This is a genomic window from Cohnella phaseoli (genome assembly GCF_003386235.1).
Taxonomy (GTDB): Bacteria; Bacillota; Bacilli; order Paenibacillales; family Paenibacillaceae; genus Cohnella; species Cohnella phaseoli.
Genome location: NZ_QRDZ01000023.1, coordinates 102,662 through 129,543, shown reverse-complemented (window position 1 = coordinate 129,543; position 26,882 = coordinate 102,662). Strand labels below are relative to the sequence as shown.

17 protein-coding genes are annotated in these 26,882 nt (G+C 51.7%); 15 read left to right on the top strand and 2 right to left on the bottom strand.

Features of this window, described 5'->3' with window-relative positions:
- Window positions 1-246: 246 nt before the first annotated feature.
- The 12 genes from DFP98_RS25285 (at window position 247) to DFP98_RS25230 (ending at window position 22,625) form a co-directional block, all read left to right on the top strand.
- On the top strand, window positions 247-4,572 hold the full coding sequence (locus DFP98_RS25285) for a discoidin domain-containing protein (RefSeq protein WP_116063407.1): 4,326 nt from the start codon (window positions 247-249) through the stop codon (window positions 4,570-4,572).
- Window positions 4,573-4,812: 240 nt separating this feature from the next.
- Window positions 4,813-5,727 (top strand): ABC transporter permease subunit, encoded by a 915-nt coding sequence (locus tag DFP98_RS25280; RefSeq protein ID WP_181917939.1) that lies wholly within the window; start codon window positions 4,813-4,815, stop codon window positions 5,725-5,727.
- 15 nt (window positions 5,728-5,742) lie between these two features.
- Window positions 5,743-6,627: a carbohydrate ABC transporter permease gene (locus DFP98_RS25275; RefSeq protein WP_246016694.1), complete on the top strand. Its 885-nt coding sequence runs from the start codon at window positions 5,743-5,745 to the stop codon at window positions 6,625-6,627.
- 85 nt (window positions 6,628-6,712) lie between these two features.
- Window positions 6,713-8,272, top strand: a complete 1,560-nt coding sequence (locus tag DFP98_RS25270) for an ABC transporter substrate-binding protein (RefSeq protein WP_181917938.1) — start codon at window positions 6,713-6,715, stop codon at window positions 8,270-8,272.
- A gap of 116 nt (window positions 8,273-8,388) precedes the next feature.
- Entirely contained in the window at window positions 8,389-9,831 is a 1,443-nt protein-coding gene (locus DFP98_RS25265; protein WP_116063404.1) for a family 20 glycosylhydrolase, read from the top strand.
- A gap of 125 nt (window positions 9,832-9,956) precedes the next feature.
- Complete coding sequence (locus tag DFP98_RS25260; protein WP_116063403.1) at window positions 9,957-12,596, top strand: glucosidase family protein; 2,640 nt, start codon at window positions 9,957-9,959, stop codon at window positions 12,594-12,596.
- A 95-nt stretch (window positions 12,597-12,691) separates the two neighbouring features.
- The gene (locus DFP98_RS25255) at window positions 12,692-14,437 is read left to right on the top strand and encodes a sensor histidine kinase (RefSeq protein ID WP_116063402.1); all 1,746 of its coding nucleotides are present in this window, start codon (window positions 12,692-12,694) and stop codon (window positions 14,435-14,437) included.
- Between the two features lie 11 nt (window positions 14,438-14,448).
- The gene (locus tag DFP98_RS25250) at window positions 14,449-16,071 is read left to right on the top strand and encodes a response regulator (RefSeq protein ID WP_181917936.1); all 1,623 of its coding nucleotides are present in this window, start codon (window positions 14,449-14,451) and stop codon (window positions 16,069-16,071) included.
- A gap of 200 nt (window positions 16,072-16,271) precedes the next feature.
- On the top strand, window positions 16,272-17,177 hold the full coding sequence (locus DFP98_RS25245; protein ID WP_116063400.1) for an ABC transporter permease: 906 nt from the start codon (window positions 16,272-16,274) through the stop codon (window positions 17,175-17,177).
- 15 nt (window positions 17,178-17,192) lie between these two features.
- On the top strand, window positions 17,193-18,074 hold the full coding sequence (locus DFP98_RS25240; RefSeq protein ID WP_116063399.1) for a carbohydrate ABC transporter permease: 882 nt from the start codon (window positions 17,193-17,195) through the stop codon (window positions 18,072-18,074).
- Window positions 18,075-18,138: 64 nt separating this feature from the next.
- Window positions 18,139-19,866, top strand: coding sequence for a type 2 periplasmic-binding domain-containing protein (locus DFP98_RS25235; protein ID WP_116063398.1), 1,728 nt, complete (start codon window positions 18,139-18,141; stop codon window positions 19,864-19,866).
- A gap of 206 nt (window positions 19,867-20,072) precedes the next feature.
- Window positions 20,073-22,625 carry a discoidin domain-containing protein gene (locus DFP98_RS25230; RefSeq protein WP_116063397.1) on the top strand — a complete coding sequence of 851 codons (2,553 nt, stop codon included), beginning with the start codon at window positions 20,073-20,075 and terminating at the stop codon, window positions 22,623-22,625.
- 75 nt (window positions 22,626-22,700) lie between these two features.
- Here DFP98_RS25230 and DFP98_RS25225 read toward each other — a convergent pair whose 3' ends face one another.
- A complete protein-coding gene (locus DFP98_RS25225) occupies window positions 22,701-23,366 on the bottom strand; it encodes a phytanoyl-CoA dioxygenase family protein (RefSeq protein WP_116063396.1) in 666 nt (221 codons plus the stop codon).
- Between the two features lie 13 nt (window positions 23,367-23,379).
- Window positions 23,380-24,183 (bottom strand): helix-turn-helix transcriptional regulator, encoded by an 804-nt coding sequence (locus tag DFP98_RS25220; protein ID WP_181917935.1) that lies wholly within the window; start codon window positions 24,181-24,183, stop codon window positions 23,380-23,382.
- Between the two features lie 227 nt (window positions 24,184-24,410).
- On the opposite strand from DFP98_RS25220, the gene DFP98_RS25210 reads away from it, so the two are divergent.
- The 3 genes from DFP98_RS25210 to DFP98_RS25200 all read left to right on the top strand — a co-directional run bounded on the left by DFP98_RS25210 (window position 24,411) and on the right by DFP98_RS25200 (window position 26,832).
- Entirely contained in the window at window positions 24,411-24,686 is a 276-nt protein-coding gene (locus tag DFP98_RS25210) for a Uma2 family endonuclease (protein WP_116063393.1), read from the top strand.
- A gap of 302 nt (window positions 24,687-24,988) precedes the next feature.
- Window positions 24,989-25,900: an ABC transporter permease gene (locus DFP98_RS25205; protein WP_116063436.1), complete on the top strand. Its 912-nt coding sequence runs from the start codon at window positions 24,989-24,991 to the stop codon at window positions 25,898-25,900.
- Between the two features lie 38 nt (window positions 25,901-25,938).
- A complete protein-coding gene (locus DFP98_RS25200) occupies window positions 25,939-26,832 on the top strand; it encodes a carbohydrate ABC transporter permease (RefSeq protein WP_116063392.1) in 894 nt (297 codons plus the stop codon).
- Window positions 26,833-26,882 lie beyond the last annotated feature (50 nt).

Here is a 26,882-nt window from a genome sequence, read left to right as displayed (position 1 = left end):
TTATTTTTTGTTTGAAAGCGCCCTCTCGGTTTGTTGCTGACGTTATTATAGGGCGATCAATTATTAAAGTAAATGCAATAGTCGGATTCCCAAGAGAGTGCCACAAATCAAAGAGTCTGCTCTTGATAAAAAGCAGATATAGCCGTTAATCAAAGTGGGGCCGCGACATTCTCCTTGTTATGATATGGTGAGCGCCGACTGAGAGGCATCGGTTTAAGGCGCTTAATCTAACCTGGAGGTGCGAAAATGAAAGGAAATGGTAAGCGCTTACAGATGGTCGTGCTTGCGATTATGATGGTGCTGAGTTCGTTTCCGAGCTTGGCGGCGGCTAATCCGAATCCGCCTTATCTCGAGTATTGGGTATCCCCTGACGGAAACGATCAGAATGCAGGCAGCGAGTCAAGTCCGTTCAGAACGATCGAGCGGGCAAGAGATGTCGTCAGAGGCCAGATCGGCGGTATGACGGGGGACATTGTCGTCTATCTAAAAGACGGGTCATATGCGATAGACGACACTTTGCAATTCGGCCCGGAAGATTCAGGCGTCGGCAATCATCGCGTTCGATACACAGCGGCGCCGGGAGCCGCGCCTGTCCTGACAGGAGGCAAAGAGGTAGGGCAATGGTCGCTGTTCGATGCAAGTCTGGGCATCTATAAAGCGACTGTACCGGCGGGAGCCGAAGGCGCAAGACAATTCTATGTCAACGGCGAGCGGGCAACGCGCGCGAAGAGCGAACAAAGCCCCGTGGATTGGCTATGGTCCGGTTCGGACGGATACCTGAGCGAGGCGCATACGGGACAAAACGCAAATGAATGGGTTGTTGTAGATCTCGGAGAAGTTAGGGATGACGTGTCAAGAGTGAAGTTGTATCCGTCTTCCTTAAAGACGGTTAACAATAAAGCAGCGGGATTTCCCGTCGACTTCACGATTGAAGTCTCGCAGGACGGCGCTAACTTTACGGTTGCCAAATCGGTTTACGGACAGACGACTCCTGATTTGCTGACTGAGCATATCTACGATTTCAGCAATCAGGAAGCGCGCTACGTGAAACTCAACGTAACCAAGCTGGGCGAATCCAATCGATTGGAAGCGGGCAAGCATCGCCTGATTTTGTCCGAAATCATCGTGGGCAGCAAGGAAAATACGTATTCGCCCAACCTCGACCTGGTCGAGCGAACGGATTTCAGCACCAATATTGCGCTGAATAAGCCCGCCGTCATTCAGGATCAAGCGCTGGTCGACGACTGGCCTGCAAGCTTCCTGACAGACGGCGATCCGAATACCGTTATTACAACGGTAAGCAGTCCCGATCCTTCCGTTCCCAGAATCGCTTCGATTACGTTGAGTACCGGACGGGCCGAGTCGATCTCCGCGATTCGCTTGCAGGCTCGAACGATCTCGGGCGAGGCTGTGCATGTACCGGTAGATTTCGATATTGAGAAAAGCAATGACGGAACAAACTGGACGCTAGTGACGCAAGTTAACGATGCTCAGTGGACGGATCAACCGTTGACGGTAGCCTTTGCGCCAACCGAGGCCAAATCCATTCGTTTAAAAACGCGTGAAATCGGCAATGGAGAGCCGTATGAAGGCGTAACCTACTATAGACTTCAACTGGCCGACTTCGCCGTATATCGTTCTGCCAACCTTGCTCTAAATGCGCCGGTCGACGCTCCAAGCTCATGGGAATATCCGGATTGGTCATTATCGAAAGATAAAATAACCGACGGCATCCGGAATGGCGCGGAAGGGTATTACACTTCCGGATCCGACCTAACGCCTTACAGGGCTGACGCCAAGGTTACGATCGACCTTGGAGCGCCGCAAGAAACAGGCGGAGTAAGGCTGTATCCGATGGTGACTTCGCTAGGGGAAAACTATCACTATCCGGAAGAAATTATCCTCCAAACCTCGCTTAACGGCGTAGATTATCAGGACGCATTAAAATTGAATCAAGTTCCGGATAGTCACGGCGCCGCGCAGGAGTTTATTTTTGCCCAGCCTGTCGAAGCCAGATACATTCGGATCATTCCGCAGAAAACGAGAAATGGAGAAGTTTACGAGGGGCAAACCTATTATCGTTTCCAGCTTGCGGAGGCGGAGGTGCTGCTGGCTGCTACATCGGCAACTTTACCGGCTCCCGGGGGGATCGTGTCAGCGGCGGGGGCCCAACTTGCAGGCGAAACCTATTCCTTTAATCGATCAGTAACCTCCTCCTCTTCGTCCGGAAATGCAAGCAACGGACCGGCGAAGCTGACGGACGGCGTCATTTTTAATAAGGCCGACAAGTCGGGATTCAAAGTTCCGGCGAGCTACAATCTTAAAGATTGGCATAACGCGGATAATCTTGAAGTTCACATTTTGCGCTGGTGGTACCATAACATCGTCAGGGTTGAACGGGTGAACGCAGACGGCACCAATGTCGTATTGGATCCGGTATATTGGACGCTAACGACAGCAACGAGCGATCGGCCAACCTGGATCGAGAATGCTTATGAACTTTTGGACCAAGAAGGAGAATGGTATTTGGATCGCCGGGGAACGGTCGATCAAAGCGGTGTTCCTACCTTGTATTATAAGCCCAAGGCAGGAGAAACGATCTCGAGCTTAACTGCGGTTTTACCGGATACGGAAAAGTTGCTCGTCGTGAAAGGAACGCTTGAATCCCCTGTACGGAATCTGACATTCAGCGGTCTTACGTTTGAATATGCAGGCTGGAGCGGACCGAATAGCCATAGTTATGCGGATGCCCAAGGCGGTACTTATGTCGAACCGAACGCGGATAATTTTGTTTCCGTGCCTTCCGCGGTAGAGATGAGTTACAGTCATAATATCCTTGTAGAGAACAACACCTTCAGAAACCTGGGCGCCGGCGGTCTGCGTATATGGCGGGCAAGCAGCGACAACCAAGTGGTCGGAAACGCGTTTCATGATCTCTCCTCGGGCGGAATCTTTATCGGCAGCATTGAGGATCATCACGCTTATATTAGCGATGCGCGAGATATCGTGAAAGATAACGTAGTCAGCAATAACTATATTACGAGAATCGGCGCGGATTATTTCGACTCTGTGGCCATTTTCGTAGGCTTTACGAAGAATACGGTTGTTTCTCATAATGAGATTCATGCCGTTCCTTACACCGGAGTTTCTCTTGGATGGGGATGGGGGCAACCGGATCCGGGAGGAACGCAAGGATACACGACACCGACAAGCGCCCAAAATAATCGGATCGAGAATAACCTGATCTACGATGTGGGCAAAACGCAGCATGACGGTGGATTAATCTACACGCTCGGCGCCCAACCCGGCACAGTGATCTCCGGGAATTACGTCTACGGGAACAACGACGGTCAGTATGACAAGGATGTCGGCATTTACCTGGACGAGGGGTCAAGCAATATTGAAGTAAAAAATAATGTGGTGGGCGGTCCCGTTTATTGGTGGCAATCCATGTGGACGACTTCAATTCACGATAACCATATCCACGATAACTATTATAGTGTCAATCGCAGCAGGGATCATGGCGTCAACAACTCGGTAGTGAACAATACGTACGTTCCGGGAGGGGACTTTGCGTCCGTACCGGGGGCGGCGTCGATTGTGGCCAATGCGGGGCTGGAGCCGAGCTACGCGCATATTGCCGATGACGTTCCGCCAAGAGTCGTGGCCAGACACCAAATCCAATTGGAGATGTACCCGGATTCTCCGGCTTTTTATTTGAAAAACGATTATGGGCTGCTGAATGTATCGATATTGGACGAAGAGAGCGGCGTGTCGATCCGACCGCTCGAGCAATCGGTAAAAATCTTTGTAGCGGAGGATGCGGATTTATCGGCGCTTACGCCTGTATTTACGCTGGAACCGGGCTATTCCGTTGTTGGTTATGGCGGCAGTCCGATTGATTTTTCGCAGGGTCCAATCACTTTTACGCTTTCTAACGGAAGCAAATCTTATGTGTGGACGATTACGGCGAAGCATACGAGCAGCGCAACAGGACCGATTACAGCGCCGGAAGTTTTGTTGGACGATGCGATTCAAGACGTTTCGGCATGGAGCGCTCCCGTGACAGTGCTGCCTTCGCCGGAAACCGGCATTTCCATTGCGGGGAACAGCGGGTATGCGGGCAACCAATATGGCGACGTCGTGCTTGCTTTCGACATGGAATCCGATTTGACGACGGATGGGAAAGACTGGATTGCCTTTACGCTGCGAGATCAGGATCCCTATTCGACGTATCTGGACACTTCCACCCAAGCTTATGCAATCGGAGTCAACCATGACAGCTGGGAATTGCAGAAATGGACGAATGGCGTTAGGGAAATGCTTATCGGCACGATACCGGGCTACACGCCGAGATTCGGAAATGTAGATAATGTGCATTATTTTCCTAATCAGCGTCACAGCATTCAAACCGGTGCCATTAATATCGATCAAGGCGTGCGGATATTCCTTTATGTGGACGGGGTTAAAGTATTCGACGTGGTCGATAACGATAATCCCATTACCGAGGAAGGATTCTTCAGTGTCTACGGGATGACGCATGCGGTTAACCTGTATCCTTACAGCAATTGAATAACGCAATACGGAACAGAGAGCGCGGCCTGATGGGGGCCGATGCTCTCTGTTTTTGATAAGAGACAGTGTACCGCCGCCTTCAATTGAAGGGAATACCGCAAATGAAAGCCCGTTTTTGATCGCGAATACAAGCAAATGCCACTTATCAAACTTCTCTAAATCCGTTTGCGGGTCCTATGATAGAACCGAAAGCCGGTACAACGGAGCGAGAGCATGAAGAGGGAGAGAGAGTTGAGGATGAGAACGAAGAAATTAACCGGGATCGACAATATCTATTTGTCGTTCATGTCGGCGCCGGGCATGTTGTTGATTCTTGTATTTAGCTACTTTCCAATGTATGGATTGATCGTGGCCTTCAAGAAATATTCTTTCGACAAAGGCATTCTGGGCAGCCCTTGGGCGGGGTTTTCCAACTTTGAATTTTTTTTCTCTTCAGAGAGCTTTTGGCCGGTCATCCGCAATACATTGCTGCTTAACTTGGGAAGTATTGTCGCGACTACGATCGCATCGGTTGTTATGGCGCTGCTTCTTTATGAAGTCACGAGGTCGTTGCTCATTAAAATCTATCAGACGACGCTGTTCTTTCCGTTCTTCCTGTCGTGGGTTGTCGTTTCCTTCGCCTCCTACGCTTTTCTGAGCGAAAATCTCGGGATTTTCAACAGTTTGTTGGAGAGGTTCGGCTTTGATGCGGTTGGCTGGTATAGCGAGCGGCAATATTGGCCGATCATTCTTATTCTGGCAAGCGTGTGGAAAAACGTGGGCTACGGGACGCTCATTTATTATGCTTGCTTGATCTCTATCGATAAAGAGTATTTCGAAGCGGCACAGATTGACGGAGCTTCCCGCATACGCACTGTTTGGTTCATTTCGCTTCCGTTCTTATTTCCGGTATTGACGATTTTGACCTTGCTCTCGATTGGCCGAATTTTCTATTCCGACTTTGGTTTGTTTTACTTCTTGCCCATGCAGTCCGGGATGCTGATGTCCGCTACGGATGTCATCGATACTTACGCATACAGAACGTTAAGAATCTTGGGCGATTTCGGCATGTCTTCCGCGGTGAATTTCATTCAGTCCGTGCTGGGGCTGGTCGTGATCTTCCTCGCCAACTATGCGGCCAGAAAAATAGATAAAGACAGCGCTTTATTTTAGAGAGGAGGATGAGTTTTGAAACGAAGTTTCCAGCGGCGCAGCGCCTCTTCTATCGTGAATATCACCCTGATGTGCGTATGCCTGCTTTGCGTGATTCCTTTGCTGGCGATTGTAACCATTTCGTTCAGCAACGAGAAAATGCTGGTCGATAACGGTTACCGGCTATTGCCGCAAAAATTCGACTTTACCGCTTACAAGTACATTTTCAGCAACACGTCCATTATGGTTCAGGCCTATAAGGTGACGATTCTCGTTACCGCCTGCGGAACGATCATCGGCTTATTGGCGACCAGCTTATTCGCGTATGCGTTGTCCAGGAGCGTATTTATTTTTCGCAAACTCTTTTCTTTCCTTGTCATTTTCACACTGCTGTTTAATGGAGGACTCGTCCCCAGCTATATTCTGATGGTTAACTATTTGGACTTGAAGGATAGCCTGTTGGCGCTGATTCTGCCTTATTTAATCGGCGCGATGAATGTTCTCATCTTACGAACCTTTTTTCGCCAAATACCGGAAGCGATCAGCGAATCCGCGAAAATCGACGGGGCAAGCGAATGGACGATTTATTGGAAAATCGTGTTCCCGCTATCCAAGCCCGCGCTTGCGACGATTGGCTTGCTAATTTTGCTCGTCTATTGGAACGATTGGTGGCTGGCTCTTCTCTATATCGATTCGCCCAAGCTGCTGCCTTTGCAGCTGATGCTGCACCGGATGATGGCGAACATTGAATTCCTCCGCTCCAACATCGGCAATCTATCCGGGCTGAATACCTCGCAGATTCCATCCGAGTCGGCCAGAATGGCGATGTGTGTCCTTGCGGCAGCGCCTATGCTGATTATTCTGCCTTTCTTTCAGAAATATTTTGTCAGAGGGTTAACTTTAGGGTCCGTGAAAGGTTAGGATAGCGGCGTTTAAACCCGGCTAGTTGTGAAATGCGGTTAGCTGGTTTAAAAATAAATAGAACACTCAAGGAGGACGTACACAAATGAACAAGGGGTACAAAAAAACATCTGTATGGCTATCCATCGTCGTACTGCTGACACTGCTCGTATCCGCCTGCAGCAGCAATGGGAACGCAGGCAAACAAGAGGGGCAATCCGGCGAATCGCCCGCGGCGACCGGGACCTCAACGCAGGAGGCGCCATCCGAGACGGCCTCGGGAGAAAGCTTGGAACCGGTCACCTTAAAATGGCTTGTTCCCAAAACATTTAACATGAACAAGGCGGACGAAGTATTCGCAGCGATCAACAAAATCACGCAAGAGAAAATCAATGCCACGATCGATTTTACGTTAGTCGAGCTTGGAGAATACGATCAGAAAGTAAGCATGATGCTTGCGGCGAATGAAAGCTTCGACATCGCGTTTACCTCCAATTGGATTAATCCGTACATTCCGAATGTAGCAAAGGGCGCCTATGCGGCGCTGGACGATATTCTGGAAAAATATGCTCCGCAAACGATCGCGGGCACGAATGCGGCGGTTTGGGACGCTATTAAAGTGGACGGAAAAATCTATGCTACTCCGATCCAGCAAATCTATGCAAGGCAATTCGGATTGATGTTCAAGAAAGAACTGCTGGATAAATACAAATTTGACTACACCAATGTAAAGAAGCTGGAAGATTTGGAGCCTTACCTGCAGCAAATCAAAGAAAACGAGCCCGATCTGTTCCCGATTGAAGGCGTTGGCAGCAACATCTGGGAGAACGGGTTAAACTACTTCGGTTTCGACGCGCTTGTCGGAACCAGAACCCCCGGCGCAGTGAAAAGCTTTGGCGATCTGAAGGCCGTAAATCAATACGAATCGCAGGAATTCAAGGATTACGTGGAATTAATGAGAAGCTGGTATCAGAAAGGCTACATCCAGAAAGACGCAGCAACGACAACGACAAACTATCGTTCGCAAGGCAAATACGCGATCGTAACGGATCCTGTGACCAAGCCGGGCGGAGACGTGGAGTTCTCGAGCTCGCAAGCCGGGGGGATTCCCTATGTCGCTCATGGAATGGGCGATCGACCGCTTACGACGGGCTCCATCCAAGCTTCCATGAACGCGATCAACAAAAATTCGCAGCATCCTGAGCGGGCCTTAATGTTTATCGACTTGTTGAACTCGGATCCTGAGATTTTGAATCTGGTTGTTTTTGGTCTGGAGGGCTTAAGCTACACGAAATCGGCCGACGGAAAAGTCACACAGAAGATGGATGGCGCCTATGACGGCGTTTACAATTTCTTCGTCGGAAACGTATTTAACACGTTCTATACGGAAGGTCAGCCTGACGGCATGTGGGAGGAAACGGCCAAGATCAATATGGAGGCCAAGCCTTCCGTCGCGCTCGGTTTCGTGTTCAATTCGGACCCGGTATCGAATGAGCTGGCGAAAGCGCAAGCCGTTATCGACCAATATCTGAAGGCGCTTGCCAGCGGCTCTGTCGATGTAGATAAAGTATTGCCGGAATTTATTCAGAAGTTGAAGAATGCGGGCTCTGAGGCGATTATTGCCGAGCTTCAAAAGCAATTGGATGCTTGGGCAGCCAAGAAATAATCGAACGTAGCAGGATCGATCCTCGCGAGCAATTCGGCTGGAGTTGCCATCCGGCTGTAAGCCCTCGCGAGGATGATTTGTTTATTGAAGAGGAAAAGAGGAGGAAGAGGATCATCATGTCGGAGCAAATTGAAATTCATGTCGTGCCGCTTCCAAAGTCGGTTCATATCGAGCAGGGGACGAGATCCTTACGCCATACTGTCGTCCATGCTCTGCATACGTCGCTTGTGCCGCTTGCGCCGATATTCGAGCAGGAGCTGGAAGCCGTGCTGGGCGAGAGAACCGGAACCGGGAACGAGACTCGAACGATCGTTGAATTAAATCTGGATGAAGCCATGCGGGAAGAGCAAATTAAAATCGCCGTTGCGGAAAAGGTACAGATCGTCGGAGGAAGTTATTCCGCTGTTGCGGGCGGAACGGCGGTCCTGCTTCAGTTGATGTCGAACGAAGGGGAGCTGCCGCTGTGTACCGTTGAAGACGAGCCGGATCTTCCGTATCGGGGTTTAATGATGGATCTGGGGAGACATTGGCATTCGACGGACTGTATTCGGCAGACGATTACATTTTGCCGATTCTATCGATTTTCGCACTTGCACTTACACCTAACGGATGACCCGCTGTTCACGTTTCCGCTGCGGTCATTTCCACAAATCCCCGTATCGGGTATGAAATATACAAGACAAGAGCTCGAGGACCTGATTGAGTATGCCCAGCGTTGCGGGGTTCAGCTTGTGCCCGAAATCGATTTGCCGGGCCATTCGCGTCAGCTTAATCTCTCGGAGCCCGAGCTCTTTACATCGGGTATAGGGGAAGCCCACGAGAATGCGATTTGTTTGGGCAATCCTGCGGTGTTGAACGCGGTTCAACAAATGCTGCGCGAGTTATGCGAGATTTTCAAGTATTCGAAGTACATTCACTTGGGCTGCGATGAGACGAAGCTGGAGATTTTCGAGCAATGTCCCTATTGCCGGGAAAAAATGAAAGAGCTGAACGTTAACGATGCAGAGGGCTTATTGCGCGACTTTATTGTTCGGGCTGCGGAAATTGTCAGAGAACAGGGCAGACAGCCGATCGTCTGGGAAGGTTTCTCACCGGCACAGGGAATCGAAATCCCGAAAGACATCGTCGTTATTCCTTGGGAGTCCTATTATCATCCGGCGGACTCGCTAGCGGAAGCGGGCTATGCACTGATTAACGCATCCTGGCAGCCCTTATATGCCACCCCGACCTTAAAATGGTCGCCCGAGCACATATACGGCTGGCACGTGAGGCGTTGGGAGCATTGGTGGGATCAATCCAAAGCGACGCTCCAGCCTATTGAATTGGATGAGAGTGCCAACCTTTTGGGGGCACAGTTCTGTTCATGGGAGAACGAGGAAAGCGCCGAGCTGGAGCTGATCCGTCTGCGCGCGCCGACGATGGTTGAACGGGTTTGGAACGTTGTCCGGCGCGAAGAGTGGCCATCCTTTGCCAAGCGGCTTGAAGCATCCGATCGCAGATTGCTCCAAGTGTTGTCCGGCAAACCGGAACAGGTCAAAAAAGTCCAAAAGGAAGCGTAAGTTTTGTGCAAGCGGATTTTCTCGTCGCCGCTTATAGTAGAGTTATATATGTGAACGCTTTCAGGCGCGTGGTGAAGCGCGGCCGTTCATTCTTTCGATTACGACATAAAGGGGACTGGATATAAATGAATACGAAAATCGCGGTGGAGTGGAGGAAGGGGCCGATTCGAGGGAGCGTCTCGACGACCGCCGGAATAATAAGCGCCGCAATCATGAGGGGGAGCGGCAAGTCCGAGGGAGCTTGCTTCTCTACCGACGGAAGTCAGGCGCGGCTGGAAGTAACGGTGCAAGCGGAGGATGGGAAGGACTTGCGGTCCATTCTGGTGAAGATCGATACGCCGGAGCGCCCGTTCAGCTTTTTCCTGCGCGATGTGAGCAAGGCCTATCCGATCTACATTCCCGCTTACGGAGTCGCCGTCACGCAAGCCCACGACAATCGGACATACGAGCAAATCGAGCTCGACGTTAAGGCGATGAACCTGGTTACCGAGCTGCAGCGCATAGAGAACGAGCCGGAGGAAACCTTCGCGAATGCAGCCGCCCATACCCGCAAGCTCGCTTCGCAGACATGGCTCGGGTTGTCGCGCGATATTCGGATTTTCGGCGTCGGGTTTCGCGGCGTCGGGGGAGAGGAAAGGCTGTGGGATTGGGTGCAGCCGCGATTTCACGGCTTCGAAGCGAAGCTGCCGGAGAATGAGGACAAGCCGGTCTGCTACCGATATATGCTTGGTCGAGGCGTCGGCTGCGTGGAAGGCGTCTCCCGCAGGCTCGAAGACGGATCGCTCCCCATCCTGCACGCATCAATCCAGGATAACGACGTAGTCTACGACACGGTATCCTTCGTCTCCTACGAAAGCAGTCCTTTGAATGCCGATACGTTGAGGGGCACTCATTATTTGGCCGCCGACGGCTTCGGCCACTTTCATATGCTGACGGAAGAGCAGACGGCGCTGCGGGAACGGATTCTTCCGCAGGAGATGAACCGGGAAGAGGAGACGGTGCTCTACTTCCGGGCGGTAGCCACGAACAAAGCCCGAGTTCCCAGATACGCCTGGTTCAAAAACGTCGTTCCCAACGCTTTCGTCTTAAACGACGACAAACAATACGAGTTCGACGGAGATAACGGGTTTGTCAGCTACTCGGAGGACCGGGTTTGCTGCGTATCCAAGCTGGGCGGACGGCCGCTTGGAACGGAGGAGACGGCCGTTCTCCTTCCTCCGGGAGAATCGGTCACGTTTGAATTTTATTTGCCTCACCGTCCGATCTCCAAGGAACGCGCCGAAGGGTTAAGCCGGCAGTCTTTTGAAGACAGATGGGCGGAGTGCCGTGCGTTCTGGCAGGAGAAGCTTTCCCGGGCGGCGTCGATCAAGCTTCCCGAGCCGCGGATCGAAGAGATGATCAAGGCCGGATTGCTCCATCTCGATCTCGTCTCCTACGGCCTGGAGCCCGGCGGAACGATCGTTCCGACGATCGGCGTCTATACGGCGATCGGCTCGGAGAGCTCGCCGATTATCCAATTCATGGAGTCCATGGGCTGGAACGGCGTTGCGGAGCGGGCCTTGCAATTTTTCTTGGATAAGCAGCACGAGGACGGTCTGATGCAAAACTACGGCGGTTATATGCTGGAAACGGGAGCCGCATTATGGAGCCTCGGAGAGCATTACCGGTATACCCGAGACGAAGATTGGATTCTTAACGTAAAGGACCACCTGCTAAAGGCGTTCGATTATCTGGCGAAGTGGAGAGACCGCAATAAAACGGAGGAGCTGCGAGGCAAAGGCTACGGCATGCTGGAAGGGAAGACGGCGGATCCGGAAGACCCGTTCCGTTCCTTCATGTTAAACGGGTATGCGTATATGGGGATGAGCCGGCTGGCGGAGATGCTGAGGAACGTCGATCCCGACAGTTCTGCACGAGTGGAAGCCGAAGCGCAAGCGCTGAAGGAGGATATCCGTCAGGCTTTGTTCGCCGCGATGGGGAGTTCTCCGGTCGTTCCGCTGGCCGACGGAAGCTGGGTGCCGACCGTCCCTCCTTGGGTGGAGCACAGAGGACCGCTTTCTGTGAACGGGGAAGGCGGGAAATGGCTGACGCACGGTTCGGTCGCCGCTCGGGATTCCCTTCTCGGCCCGCTCTACCTCGTTTTTCAAGAGGTTGTTCGTCCGGACGAAGCCGCAGCGGAATTCATGTTGAATTATCATCATGAATTGATGTGTACTCGCAACGTCGCGCTAAGCCAGCCTTACTACAGCATTCATCCTTGGGTGCATCTGAAGCGCGGCGAGGTCAAGCCGTTCCTGAAAGCCTACTATAACGGCTTCGCCGGATTGGCGGACCGGGAGACGTATACGTTCTGGGAGCACTTCTGGCACGCCAGCCCGCACAAGACGCACGAGGAAGGCTGGTTCCTGATGCAAACCCGTTGGATGCTTTATATGGAAGACGGGGAGGAGCGGTTGAACTTGCTGCCGGGAATTCCGAGCCAATGGCTGGAGGACGGCAACGTGATCGAATTGGACGGAATCGCGACTTATTTCGGAGCCGTCTCGCTGCGCGTCGAATCGAATTTGGAGCAAGGAGCGATTACCGCGAAAGTCGTCTGTCATTCGGACAGAAAGCCGAATACTGTAAGCATTCGGCTTCCGCACCCGGAAGGCGCGACTCCTACAACGATCATTGGCGGATCTTATTCCGCATCGCGACAAGCCGTCGTGATCGACCAATTCGACTGGAAATCCGAAATTACGCTAAAATTCGACAGGCGATGATATAATGGGAGCAGCGTCCTAACTTCAAAGCTCCGACTTCCGCGTCAGGGGGTTATCTTATACGAACGAATCGCGTTCAAGCTTTCCAAAAGAGGATGAGACTCCTCTTTTTTGGTTTGCGAAATAAATTTATCTTATTCAACACGATCGTCGGCATCGTATTTATTACCGCCTTAAGCGCCCTGTTATCGCATTTTATGGAGAAGTATACGAAGGAAAACATCAATCAGTACGTTACGAGCCTGAACGCGCAGATCAGCAACAGCATCGACCGCTACGTCGACGATATGCAGAAGGTGCTGATGATCCTCTCCGAGGATGCCAACCTCCCCGTGATCGCGGACAAGAAGTTCGTCGGCACCTATGAGGGCTATGCGGCTTACAATCATTTTTACGATAACATTCGCTCGCTGATTTTTTTCAAAGGCTACAAATCGCTGTCGGTTATCCTCTTCGACAGGCAGGAAATTCTGACGACGGATTTAAACGACGGTCAGGATTTCAAGTATATTCGCAATGCCCTGAATACGAACATGTACCGGGAGATCACCGATTCCGAGCAATCGATGGTGCTGCTTCCCGGATTTTCCCTATTGCCGGGTAAGGACAACAATACGTTATTCTCCCAAGCCATCAAGCTGTGGGGCAACCTGCCCGGAGAGAAAGACTTTATGGTGCTGAGCGCCGACAAAAATCTGTTCTCGCAGTTTCTCAACGGGGTCAACAACCAAGCGTTCGATGATATTCTCATTACGACCGAGGACGGGAAGGTGATTTTCAGCCTGAAATCCGACGTCTCGGCTTACGCTGAATTCAGCGACAAGGACATTAGCCGGCTAGCCGAATTCGATACGCTGCGCCTCAATGGGGCAAGCTATTACGCCAACGTTAAAAATTCCGCGACGACGGGCTGGTATGTCGTCTCTTTGATTAACCAAAACAAAGTCGACAAACAAATCAACGATTCGAAAATCATCATCATATTGACGGGAATCATCGTGATGGCTATTTTGATTGTTGCCGTTCATCTCTTCGTGACGAGGAGCACGCGGGACCTCAAGAGATTATCCAAGACGATGAAAAACATAGAGAAGTCGAACTACCAGATCCGCAGCGACATTAACCGCAACGACGAGATCGGCGATCTCAGCCGAAGCTTTAATTTGATGATCAAGAACGTGCTCGAGAACCAGGTGCTGCGCAACGAAGCCGAGATCAAGAGCTTGCAGGACCAGATCAATCCGCACTTTCTGTACAATACGCTCGACGCGATCAGCTCGCTGGCCATCAAACAGGATTATGTCAGAATCAATGCAATGGTCGAAAAGCTCGCCGATTTTTACCGCTACAATATGAACATCGCGAGCAACAACGTCGTGGAAATCGGAACCGAAATCCAGCATGTAAAAAATTATTTAGAAATTATCCAGGTTCGCTACAGCAGCCGTTTAAGCGTGATCTATGAGATCGACGAAGGCGTGTCGGAATACCGGACGATTCGGTTCACGCTCCAGCCTGTCGTCGAGAACGCGATCAAGCACGCGTTTAACGAAATGTCCATGGCCTACGTCATTCGGATAAGAGCCTACGAAACGGAAAATGCGATCGTACTGGAAGTGTCGGACAATGGAATCGGGATCGAGCAGCCTATGCTACGCAAAATTATGCAAGATATCGAGGGAGAAGCTGCCTTGCCCTATTCCGAGCCTCGCGGGGGCGTAGGACTGAAAAACGTGAACATGAGGTATAAACTGTTATTCGGCGCCGATTATGGCATCTCGATCGAAAGCGCCAAGGGAAGCGGGACAACAGTCGTCATTACCGGTCGCAAAATGAAATGAGGTGCATCCAGATGAAGGTCATGGTCGTAGACGACGAAGAATTGAGCAAGGACAAAATCGTTTATTTGCTGCAGAGCAGCTCTGTTTCGTTCGAAATCGTCTTAACGGCGGGCAACGGAAGGGAAGCTCTGGAGTTGATCGAAGGCGGCGAACTTCCGGACGTGATCCTGACCGATATCCGGATGCCCGTCATGAACGGCTTGGAATTGATCGAGGCGGTGAAGGAAAAATATCCGGACATCCGGTTTATCGTGACCAGCGGTTATGCCGATTTCGATTACGCCGTCAAAGCGATGAAGCACGGGGTGACGGATTACGTGCTCAAGCCCGTCAAAGCCCAAGATCTCATTCCCGTGGTGGAGGCCATGCGGGACGCGATCGCGGCATCCGGTCAGGCGAAGGAAGAGAGCGAGCGGATCGAAGCGGTCAGCCGGGAAAATCGTCGCATGGCGCTGGAAAAGGAAATCTACCATCTGTTGACCGATCGACGGGAAGAGGAGGCCGAGAAGAGGGAAGCGGAACGGCATATTGCGATTCTCAGGCATGGCTTCTATCTCATTGCTTCGGTTAAGCTCCATGGCGGCGAACGATCAGCCGATGGCGAACTCTTCAGAGAATTACGAGAACGATTCGACGATGAAGCGGGAAACGGCTGGATGATGGAAAATTACTTCGGCAAGGGTACGTTCATTATCCTATTCGGCGGCGAGGACGAAAATCGGCTCGCCGACACGGCGGCCAGGGAAGCGCATCGGCTTCGCGCGTTGCTGCACGATCGGCACGGCTTGGCGGTTACGATCGGCGTCAGCCGACCTTGCGGCGATCCGAGGATGGCTTATCGGCAAGCTGCGGTGGCGCTGAAGAACCGATTCTGCTCCGGGACGGACCGAATCTTCCCGTATGCCGCTAACGAGGTTCGCAGCAATCGCGCTTCGCAATCGCTCGCGCTTAAATTCAAGCTGGCCGAACAAAGCCTGGAAAACAAAAGCCTTGCGAAAGCGATCGTCCTTCTTCGTCATACCGCGGAGGATGTATTCGTCCGTGCTCTAGCCGAATGCCGGGAAGAGATTTCAATAGACTACCTGTTTAACGAGTACGTCAATTTGGTGATCCGGTTTTGTTTGAAGCACGATTACGATTTTATCGATCGGATCGAACCGGACGTTCTATCGGGGAGAGTCTTGGATGAACTTGAGGATCGCGGCGCGATCTTGAAGCTGATCGAGACGATAATCGAGAGAGTGTTTCGCTCCGCTCCCGGAACGAAAGGGGGCGAACTTCGAAACCCTGCCTTAAATTCTTCGGTTATCGATCAAATCGTCGCTTACGTGTCCAGAAATATTGAAGAAGAGATTACGCTGCAGACGGTATCCGATAAATTCTCCATTAACCCCTCATACCTGTCGCGCGTCTTTAAGGCCGCTATGAATCAGGGCTTCGTTAAATACGTGACCGGGCTCAAAATTGATAAGGCGAAAGAGCTGCTCGAGAACGGGGCGTTGGAGATTGCGGACATCGCTCACGGACTCGGGTTTTCCGACCAACAGTATTTCAACCGGGTGTTTAAGAGGACGACGGGAACGACGCCGAGCGAATGGCGGACGAAGAGTAAAAAAAGTCCAAAAAACGCGTAAGATTCGTGCAAGATAAGCGGTAGTCCGATGCGTTAAAGTAGAAATATAAGCAAGGCGTTATCGGCGAGAGGTCGAGTCCGTCACGTGCGGCGCATTGGAAAGCCAAGGCCAAGCGCGGAACGGCCGATTCTGCTCAGCCCATAAAGAAAGCGCTTTCATTAATTTGAGAGATCTATTTTACAGCTAAGCAGGTGAAAGGCATGAACAAGCTTTATCGTCAAAAATGGTTGATCGCGTTCGCGTTACCCGGATTTCTGTTCTTTCTCGTGTTTTCCTATTTGCCGATGTACGGCGTCGTCATTTCTTTTCAGGACTTCGACGTCTTCAAAGGCGTGTTCCGAAGCGACTTCGTCGGATTCGATAATTTCAGGACGTTATTCGATATGCCCGATTTTAATAACGCACTCCGGAACACAATCCTGATCAGTGCAATGAAAATGATCCTGCTCTTCCCTGCAACAGTCATCTTTGCTCTTTTGATCAACGAAATCGGCACGGGATGGTTCCGGAAATTCGTTCAAACGACCTCGTATTTGCCGTATTTCGTCTCTTGGGTCATCGCGGCGGGGATCTGGTATAAGCTCTTTTCCATCGACGGCGGAGTCGTCAACGATCTGCTCGTGTCCCTCGGGATTTTGAAAGAGCCGTTTTACTTCATGGCCGATAAGAACGCATTTTATCCGATCATTCTATTTACCGAGGCATGGAAAAACATGGGGTTCAGCGCGATTATCTTTATCGCGTCCTTGTCTGCGATCGACGTTCAGCAGTACGAGGCGGCCAAGGTGGACGGAGCCAGCCGGTTCCGCCAAATCTGGCATATCTCTCTTCCGGGCATCCGAAACACAATCGTGCTCATGTTTATTCTGAACGCCTCGAACCTGTTAAAGGCGGGTCAGGATCAAATGTGGACGATGTCGAACGTAACCGTTCAGCAGCAGGCCGAAATTCTGGATACGCTCGTTCTTCGATATTTGAAGGACATGGGGTTAATGGGGTATTCGATCGGAACGGCTATGGGCATCTTCCAAGCCTTTATCGGTCTGGCCTTGTTCATCGTCTGCAATTATTTGGCGAAAGCCGCCAAGAGCGATTCCATCATCTGATTTCGGAGGTAGGGTATGAAGAAGAAACGAAAATTCGACGCGTTCGCCGCGATCAACGGAATCCTCATGTTGATCTTCACGTTAGTCTGCATCTATCCGTTCTACTACGTCTTGATCGTATCCCTTAACGATCCGCTGGATGCGCAGCGGGGAGGGCTGTACCTGTGGGTAAGATCCTTCTCCTTCGAAAATTATAAAGCGATCTTTAAGACGTCGGAGCTGTTAAACGCTTACCAAATTACGTTGTTTCGGGTCATAGTCGGGTCCGCTCTACATTTGATTCTGACCGCGATGTTCGCTTTCGCGTTAACCAAGAAACACTTCGTATTCCGAAAATTTCTGACCTGGTGGATGCTGATTCCGATGTACTTCTCCGGCGGCATCATCCCGACTTACGTCGTGATGGATATGCTGGGCCTGGTCAACAACGTGATGGTTTACGTTTTGCCGCATTTGCTCGCCACTTTCCATATTTTGATCCTTCGTACCTTTTTGAACGAGCTGCCGGCCGCATTGGAAGAATCCGCCGTCATCGACGGGGCGAGCGATTTCTCGCTTTTCTGGCGAATCGTCATGCCGCTAAGCACGCCGGTGCTGGCGACGGTCGCGCTGTTTATCGGCGTATTCCATTGGAACGACTGGTTTTCCGGATTTACCTATATGACGAGCGAAGACCTATGGACCGCCCAGAACGTGCTTCTGAAAATCATTCAAACCAACGAAGCGTCCAACATCGCCTCGATTTCCAAGATGGACTCCGGCTTCAAAGCGACCGTCACGGCAGAATCGGTCAAAATGGCCATGCTGGTCATCACGACGGTTCCGGTTATCGTCGTCTATCCTTTTCTTCAGAAGTACTTTGTCAAAGGCATGATGCTAGGTTCGGTCAAAGGTTAATCGGACAGGCGGTATGAGTACCTAACGGTATTTATATATAATGAAATTATAGGGAGAGGTTAGCATGACGATGAAAAAGAAGATGATCGTTTCACTGGCTACGCTCGCGCTGGCGACTTCCAGCATTCTGGCCGGCTGCGCCAAGACGAACGACGGGGCGAAAGAATCCGCTCCCGCGGCGTCTTCTCCGGCGCAGCAGGAGACCGCATCGGCGGAGCCCTCGAAAGAAGCTCTTCCTTCGGAGCTTACCGTTTCCTCTTTTAACTGGGGATGGGCGACGGTCGACGAAGCCCGGGACAGAATCGGGCCTGAGCTCGAGAAGGCGCTCGGATTTAAGGTCAAGCTCAACGTCCTGAAGACGGGAAGCTCCGACGAAGCAGACAAGAAGCTTCAGCTGTGGGCGGCTACCAAAGCGGCGGACATGCCCGATATTTTAATGACGACAAGCTCTACGCTGGCTGCCCAAACGATCGATTCGCTGGGAAGGAACGACATTCTGCTGGACTGGAACGAAATTTTGGATCGGATGCCGAATTACAAAGCGCAAGTGAGTCAGCTTCTGCCGATCAGCTCGGACGTCGAAACCGGGAAGCTGTTCCGCGCGCCCCAAAACTTCGAGTCCCCTATCGGAACCAAGCCTGCAACGGCGCCGCTCATTCGCAAGGATTGGCTGGATCAGTTGGGACTCCCTTTGCCCAAAACCACAGATGAATTGCGGGATACGCTAATCGCATTCAGAGATAACATTAAGCTGCCCGACGGACAGAAGGTCATCCCTTCGATCGATTTCGGAGAGATGTTCTGGAACAACAAATACATGTTCGACAATCCGGAATACTCTTACGCAGGCTCCGGCAACGTAACGGTCGGATTAAACGACTGGTTTACGGATAAGAGCGACGGCAAGGTCAAACGGCACGACATGGTCTTCACGGATAATCTGTATGAATTCATCGCGTATTACAATTCGCTCTTCAAAGAGGGCTTGATCGACAAGGAAAGCTTGACGATGAAGTACGGACAATATATCGAGAAGGCGTCCAGCGGCCGCGTGGGATTGTTCGGAACTTGGGGCACGCATGTCATGACGGTGAACGACAGCTTGGCGAGCGTGGATCCCAAGGGGCTGTTCGTCGGAACGACCGTGTTCAGCAGCAAAACGAATCCATCGTTAGATCCGGCGTTTGTTAAGAAAGCGATGTTGGGAGTCAACTCGTACTGGATCATCAAGAAGAGCATCAGCGAAGAAAACTTGAATGCCTTCATCAAGTATATGGAATACACGATGGGGGAGGAAGGCTGGAAGCTCACGACTTTCGGACAGGAAGGCGTCGATTGGGAATATGATGCCGACAATAAGATTGTCGAGACGCAGGCGGCTATCGATAAGTTCCAAGGAAATATCGGAGAGAAAATCCCTGAAGGAATTTGGTACTACAGCCCGACGCCGAACTACAACCTGCAAGCGAAATACTACGCACCGACCGCGTACGACAAAAGGGCGGACGTCATCGAAACCTTGAAAAACATGGGCTACGTCCAAGGAGAGCCGGTCTATTCGTACATCACGGACAAAGCTCCATACGTTCTCCCCGGACCGATCGAACTGAAGAAGGGCGCAGGTTATGCGACGCGGTGGAAGGACATGGTCGTGTCCGGCGTGCTGGCGAAATCCGAGGAGGAAATCCGAAGCATTATCGCCAAATGGCAGGAAACGGAAAGAAAGCTCGGCTACGACGAGATTTCGGAGGAAAGAACGAACAACTTGCAAACCGTTCCGGATCTGGAATAGTCCGATTGAGCGGGAACGGATCGCAGGGGCTGCCCATTGTTACTTTTGGGCCAGCTCCTGTTCGTCGTCCCGCGACTTGATCGGCAAAAAAGTCCAATAAATCCGGTAAAAATATTCCTATATCCGATGAAGCGGTTGTCCTATTCTGGTTAAAGAAGAGCGTGAACCGAATCTGGAAAGCGCTCTCAATTAGAGGAGGTCATTTCATGAAAAAAAAGGCACCTTTCCTTCTAGGCCTATTGGCGGCAATTTTCGTTTTCTCTACCGTTTCTTCGGTCCAAGCGGCGATACCCGATCCGAAGGTCGCCCCGTTCCCGATCGGGATCTTCTGGTCGCCGAGTCCTCAGGATACGACGTTCGAAAATTACAAACAGATCAAGGACATGAATGCGACCTATGTTCTCTTAACGAATGGCGTTATTAACCAAACCCTTAATGACGCCGCATTGGCGCAGTGTGCCGCTAACGGTTTAAAGTGCGTCGTGCAGGAAGAACGACTGGATTCGTACAAATTTAACGAATTGCAAAACCTCGGCGACGGAGGAGATTTTCTCGACTACGGCCATTCATACGGGCAAACGTTCACGACTCCGTATACTCCGGATATCGCAATCGATACCATCGAGCTGTTCATGGATGAAAATTTGCCGGTTAGCGGTCAGAAGATGACATTAAAACTTTACGATTCGCCAAGCAAGACGACTCTGATTGGGAGTTCATCGATAACCGGACCTGCAGGTACGATTCATCCTACCTTTTATTTTTATAAATGGCTTACTCCGAATACTACGTATTACATGGAACTGACCGCCGATGGGCCATTGGCTCAAAGCTACGTGATCTATCATACTTCCGACGCGTATAGCGGAGGAACGGCTTATCGGGACGGAGTTGCCCAGGCAGGGCATGATTTATGGTTTAATCTCCATTACGCCCGGAGCATGTTTATCGGAGGCGCCGAGCCGTATGCGGCTGATATCGCCGAAATTACCAATCACTACAAAACGAACGGAGCTTTCCTGGGCTATCATCTTGTCGATGAGCCTTCCGCGGAGAAGATGGTCGGTTTGCAAAGCACGATCGAGAAAATCAGGGCGGCGGATCCGGATCACCTGACCTATGTGAACTTGTTACCGACCTATGCGGGCAACCTCGGTTTCGGCGGACAGACAGGCGTATTCGTAAATCCGACCCAGTCCGTAGGACAGTCTTTTAAAACCAATTCGAAGACGACAATGATATCGACGGTTCAGTTGTATATCGACAAGAATCAATGGGGGACGAACGAGCCTCTGACTCTGAAGCTGTGGAATTCTCCCGCCAAAACGACGTTGATCGCGCAGCAGACGCTATCGGGAGCGAGCACGAATTATCCGCAGTTTACTTTGAATGCGACCGTAAGCCCGAATACGTCCTATTACTGGGAGCTTACTCATGGGGGCGGAGGAGACAATTCCGTCGGTTGGGTCGTGAAGTCGACGAGCGGAACGGAATGGGAGAAAGACGGTACGGCTTACGTGGCGGGCAGTCCCTCGAACGGCGACTTCTGGTTCACCCTTAATCAGAACCTGACCGCTTTTTCCTATGAAGATTACGTCTACCGTTGGGCTAGCAAAGGCCCCGATTTCATGATGTACGATCATTATCCGTTCGGCGTAAGCGGCGGGATTAGCGCCGATTATTATTCGAATATGGAAATCATCCGCAGGCAATCCCTGGCGGCATCGATCGATTTTTGGACCTATATTCAAGCGGTAGGAATTACGGGAATGCTTAGGGCGCCTTCAGAAGGAGAAATGAGGTACCAAGTATATACCAGCCTCGCCTACGGGGCTAAAGGAATCAATTACTTCACTTACGAGACTCCGTCCGGACAAGGAGAACCGTTCCATGACGGCATTCTGCTGCCGAACGGGACCAAGAACGCTTCGTATACGTATGCGCAAAATATTAACGCGGAGGTGTTGAAGCTTGGACCTAAGCTATTATCGCTGACCTCCCAGGCCGTATATCATACCGGAACGCTGCCTGCGGGCACGACCGCGCTGCCTTCGAGCTTTTTCCTTCAGCCGTCTAATCTTGCGGATCCGTTAGTGATCGGATACTCGACGGATGCCGACGGACGCCGATATGTCATGGTGACTAACCGGGATACCGTCAATTCGAGAACGGTGTCGTTTACGCTTTCGCCTAAACCGAGTGCGGTAACGGAAATCTCCAAAACGACGGGAGGCGAAGTCGCCACGAATTACAATCCGGCTACAGGCGCGATGTCGGCCGCATTTGCTCCGGGAGAAGGCCGATTGTACGCTTTGCCATTAGCCCCTGCGAATCTGGCAGTTCATGCCGCTGTCACGGTAAGCAGCGAGTATTCGGGGTGGCCGAAAAGCAGACTTACGGACGGGAACAGATCGACCAATTTTTCGACGCAGACGGGAATAACGAGCGACCATGCCGAATGGATCGTGATCGATATGGGATCGCCGGTCGTGTTTAACGAGGTCGTCCTTGTCGGACGTACCGAGCCTTACGGCTACCCGAAGGATTTCAAGATTCAAGTGTGGGACGGAGCGAATTGGCAGGACCGGGTATCCCGAACCAACGAATCCCAGCCTGCTTCCAGCGCGGCGATCTCCTATACTTGGGGGTACTCCGATACAACGAATAAAATCCGAATTTCCGCATCGGGGCTGCGCCCGGACAATAACGGGCATTATGTTCTTCAGCTGGGAGAAGTCGAAGTCTACAACGAGCCATAATGTCAAACACCGCCGCCGCATCCCGTTTCGGGAGGGCTGGCGGTGTTTTCATCTTATCGATCGCGGATTAGGGACTCACAAAGCGAAGGCGGCTTTCGCCCACGAATAATCGGGGTCCGGCTGTGTTCCGTCTTTGTAGGTGGAGATCAAAGCCCAGCGATCGGCGCCCGACGTATTCGGGTAGGAGGCATGGAGCAGCAGATCGTGGAACACGATGGCGTCACCCTTGGAGGCCGGCAAATCCACAATTTGCGACGGATCGATGTCTTTCTCGTCCAGACGATGCACGAATCCCAGATCGTCCGTTACTTGGCCGTCATGGCTGGCAGTCGACAAATGCGAACCGGGAACGATCCTTAAACAGCCGTTCGCCGGATTGGCGTCGTCGAGCGCGATCCAGACCGAGAGCTTGTGGCTGCCGCGCCAATACGAATAGTCCTGGTGCCAAGGCGATCCGAAATCGGTGCTGGCGTTTTTGAAGACCAGCTTGTCGCTCAAGAACACGACCGAATCCCCGACGATCTCTTTTAACGCTTGCGCCAATCGGGGCGTTCTCGCCGCTTCCTTGAACAGCGGACTTTCGGCGGTCAGCCCAAGGAACACGCCCGATTGATGAACGTCGTGTCTCGCTAGAATCGCCGCTGCTTCCTCTTTCAAGCGATGGGCTTCCTCAGTCGTGTAGAGCCCCTTCAGAATTACGTAACCCTGATTCTCGAATTCTTCTTTGAAGGCTGCAGTCATATTTCGTTCCTCCTTATCGCGATTGCCAATGCAACGCTCTGATCTCGCTGGCGGATTTTCCGGTATAGCGTTTCACCGATCTGGAGTAGTGGTATCTCGACTTGAAGCCGCACTGCTCGGCGATCTCTCCGACGGACAGACCGGTCGTACGCAACAAGACGAGGCTATGCTCCACGCGGTAATCCCATAAATACTGAATGGGCGTCGTTTGTTCGGCTTGCTTGAAGAGTCGCACGAGATGGCTGGCCGAGACGTTGGCGTGATCGGCGATTTCCTTCATAGATAAAGGGATGGCGTAGTGTTCGTGGATAAACGATTTGACCTTCCCAATGACGGGATTGGCGATAAGCGCATCATTGCGCGCGCTCTCCGCCGCGTACAGCCGAATGGCCGCAAGCCCAAGCGCGTTCGCCACGCTGCGGTATTCGGGTAGATCCGTTTGCCGCTGCATCACCGATAGATCGACAAGCCGATTCATCGGCTCCGAGATCGGAATGGTGCGGGGCATGGCGTGTAATTGATGCTGCAAATCGGCTTCGTACTCTCTCAAACTCAATGTGATCCAGCGATGCCGTGACTTTCCCGACCTGTCGAACGCGATATAGACGTTTTCTTCCGGCAGCAGCAGCAAGAGCTGTCCCGGATGCACCTTGTACGCAGCGCCGTCGACCTCCACCTCCATCGACCCCGAGTGCAGAAGAACCAGCTGGATCTCCCGATAGCGAAGCGGTCCGTACGTTCCGCCCGGCGGGTAGACGACCGATCCGGCTATCGTTTGTTCGATCGATTCATCCGTCAACCGCAAATCCTCGCTCATCCGATCCATCTCCTTTCTCTTGGCCTTTTATGAGTTTAATATTAGGGGGTTATTAGCAAGAAGAAAATGCTCAGGCAAATCGTATATGTGTCTCAAATGATCATTTCGTTGTCATTTGCCGGGGCGCGAGATCATGATAAACTGGAAACAAGATTCGGTAAAGGCGGGGGAACGATGTCGAACAAACGCAAAGAGGATAAGTTAAAGAAGCAGGAGCGGCAAAACGGATCGAAGGTATTCCCGATCTGGTCGTCGAAATTTTATCTCCCTCTACCAGCCACAACGACAAAATAAGAAAAAAGCGCCAATACGAGCGCTTCGGGCTGAAGGAATACTGGATCGTCGATCCGGTTCATCTGACGTTGGGCCAGTTTATTCTCGATGCAGGCGGCAAGCTGCAGCTCGTAGAAACGTATGATGCTCATGCTCCGAGCAAAGTGGCTTCTCCCTTGTTCTCCTGCATCGATATCGATATGAAGCGCGTGTTCGCGAATTTGCGTTGAACCGAAAATATTCGCGCAGCCCTCCAATACCCACAACTCCCTCTTGTCCCACCACACGTTATTCGAATAAACGAGCCGCGCCCTTGAGGGCAGGCTCGTTTTTGCGAATACGCCTGACACGTGCATCATCTCCAAGGCGCAAATCCCGAGAATCCGGTTCGATTGCGTACCGATAGTTAAAAATCCAACCGTTTTAGCAGATCGAGAACTATACGCGGGATTCGGCATCGTCTACCGTTAAGATCAAGAGCGGCCGGCGGGGAAACCGATTAGCGATGCCGACGCGGGAAAGGAGCAGCGAGATGCACGGCTTGATCAAAGAATTGAGGACGAATCGTTCTTTGTACGCGCTCGGTTTGCCGGGCATGATTTTTTTGTTCGTTTTTGCCTATTTGCCGTTATTCGGACATCTTCTGGCTTTTAAGGACTACAAGCTCAGGGATGGAATCTGGGGGAGCAAGTGGGTCGGTTTCACTAATTTCAAGTTTTTTTTCGGGGGAGAGGATTGGAAGCTCGTTACCTTCAACACGATCTATCTCAATCTGCTATTTCTTGTCTTCGGATTGGGATTCGCTTTGCTCGTGGCGCTGCTGTTAAACGAAATCCGGCGAGCCGCAATCAAGACGGTCTCCCAATCTTTCATTTTTCTTCCCTACTTTATTTCATGGTTGGTCGTGAGTTTCATGACGTATGCGATGTTCCATACCGACGGCGTTCTGAACCGGGCGTTGGAGGCGGTGAAGGCGGATCCGGTCAATTGGTACCAGACTCCCGGAATATGGCCGCTTCTTCTGACGCTGATCTACGTATGGAAATTTTCCGGGTACTACTCCATCATCTTTCTGGCCGCGATTACGGGTATTTCCTCGGAAATCTATGAGAGCGCCACGATCGACGGCGCTTCCCGGTACCGGCAGATCCTCCACATTACGATTCCTCAGCTCCGTTCCGTCGTGATCGTACTGGCGCTGCTCGGGATCGGCAGAATTTTCTACGGGGATTTCGGCATGATTTACGGAATTATCGGGGACAACGGAATGCTCTATCCGACGACGGACGTTATCGATACTTATTCCTATCGGGCGTTGCGACAATTGGGAGATTTCAGCATGTCGTCCGCCATCGTGCTTTATCAATCTTTTCTCGGTCTGTGCGCCATCCTGCTATTTAACTGGCTCGCCAGGAAAGTGGACCGCGATGCCACTTTATATTAAATCCGCCTAGAGGCCCCGATTGGAAGGGAATGTTCTACATGACCGCTGCGCTTAAAACCAAACCAACGACGGGGGACCGGCTGCTTGCTATCGCGGTTTACGCGATCATTATCGCGTTCGCGCTCGCCTGCTTGATTCCGTTCTGGCTCGTCTTCCTGAATTCGTTCGCGGAGGAATCCGTCCTGCAGACGGAAGGATACAAGCTATGGATCGATTCCTTCCACCTGGACGCTTACCGGTTCGTTCTTGCCGGGAAGCAGGTGGCGAAGAGCTACGGAGTGACCGTCTTCGTGACGGTCGTCGGCACGGCTTCCGCCTTGCTGCTAACATCCACCTATGCTTACGTTCTGTCGCATAGAAGGGTCAAGTACCGGAACGTGCTGTCGTTTCTGACTTATTTCACGATGATTTTTGGAGCCGGGCTCGTCGGTTTCTATATGCTGATGGTCAGCTGGCTTCATTTGAAGGATTCGATCTGGGCGATGATTCTGCCTTACCTGCTGAATCCTTTCTATGCCTTCATTCTGGTAGCTTTTTTTCGGAATCTCCCTTATGAAATTTACGAATCGGCAACTGTGGACGGCGTCGGGGATTTCCGCATTTTTTTCCGGATCGTATGGCCGATATCCACTCCTGCGCTGGCTACCGTCGGCTTGTTCTACGCGCTGCAATTTTGGAACGATTGGTGGCTTTCCCTGCTCTTCATCGACGATCGCGATCTTCATTCCCTTCAGATGATGATTCGCCAACTGATGTCCAGCGTCAGCGCGGCAAGTTATGTCGGCGGCGGCACCGCCTACGTTTCCCAGCCCCCGACGGAGGGCGTCAAGCTGGCCACGGTCTGCTTGACGATCGGACCGATCGTCTTGCTCTATCCGTACGTGCAGAGGCATTTCGTGCAAGGGTTGACGATCGGAGCCGTGAAGGGATAGGGCCGCGGTCTCCATGCGAACTTGCCTAGTGCAAGGGGACATTTAACATA

Bases quoted from the DNA above. Each gene is read 5' to 3' on its own strand.
- DFP98_RS25285 (WP_116063407.1), top strand. From the start codon at position 247: ATGAAAGGAAATGGTAAGCGCTTACAGATGGTCGTGCTTGCGATTATG.
- DFP98_RS25280 (WP_181917939.1), top strand. From the start codon at position 4,813: ATGAGAACGAAGAAATTAACCGGGATCGACAATATCTATTTGTCGTTC.
- DFP98_RS25270 (WP_181917938.1), top strand. From the start codon at position 6,713: ATGAACAAGGGGTACAAAAAAACATCTGTATGGCTATCCATCGTCGTA.
- DFP98_RS25265 (WP_116063404.1), top strand. From the start codon at position 8,389: ATGTCGGAGCAAATTGAAATTCATGTCGTGCCGCTTCCAAAGTCGGTT.
- DFP98_RS25260 (WP_116063403.1), top strand. From the start codon at position 9,957: ATGAATACGAAAATCGCGGTGGAGTGGAGGAAGGGGCCGATTCGAGGG.
- DFP98_RS25255 (WP_116063402.1), top strand. From the start codon at position 12,692: ATGAGACTCCTCTTTTTTGGTTTGCGAAATAAATTTATCTTATTCAAC.
- DFP98_RS25250 (WP_181917936.1), top strand. From the start codon at position 14,449: ATGAAGGTCATGGTCGTAGACGACGAAGAATTGAGCAAGGACAAAATC.
- DFP98_RS25245 (WP_116063400.1), top strand. From the start codon at position 16,272: ATGAACAAGCTTTATCGTCAAAAATGGTTGATCGCGTTCGCGTTACCC.
- DFP98_RS25240 (WP_116063399.1), top strand. From the start codon at position 17,193: ATGAAGAAGAAACGAAAATTCGACGCGTTCGCCGCGATCAACGGAATC.
- DFP98_RS25235 (WP_116063398.1), top strand. From the start codon at position 18,139: ATGACGATGAAAAAGAAGATGATCGTTTCACTGGCTACGCTCGCGCTG.
- DFP98_RS25230 (WP_116063397.1), top strand. From the start codon at position 20,073: ATGAAAAAAAAGGCACCTTTCCTTCTAGGCCTATTGGCGGCAATTTTC.
- DFP98_RS25225 (WP_116063396.1), bottom strand. From the start codon at position 23,366: ATGACTGCAGCCTTCAAAGAAGAATTCGAGAATCAGGGTTACGTAATT.
- DFP98_RS25220 (WP_181917935.1), bottom strand. From the start codon at position 24,183: ATGAGCGAGGATTTGCGGTTGACGGATGAATCGATCGAACAAACGATA.
- DFP98_RS25205 (WP_116063436.1), top strand. From the start codon at position 24,989: ATGCACGGCTTGATCAAAGAATTGAGGACGAATCGTTCTTTGTACGCG.
- DFP98_RS25200 (WP_116063392.1), top strand. From the start codon at position 25,939: ATGACCGCTGCGCTTAAAACCAAACCAACGACGGGGGACCGGCTGCTT.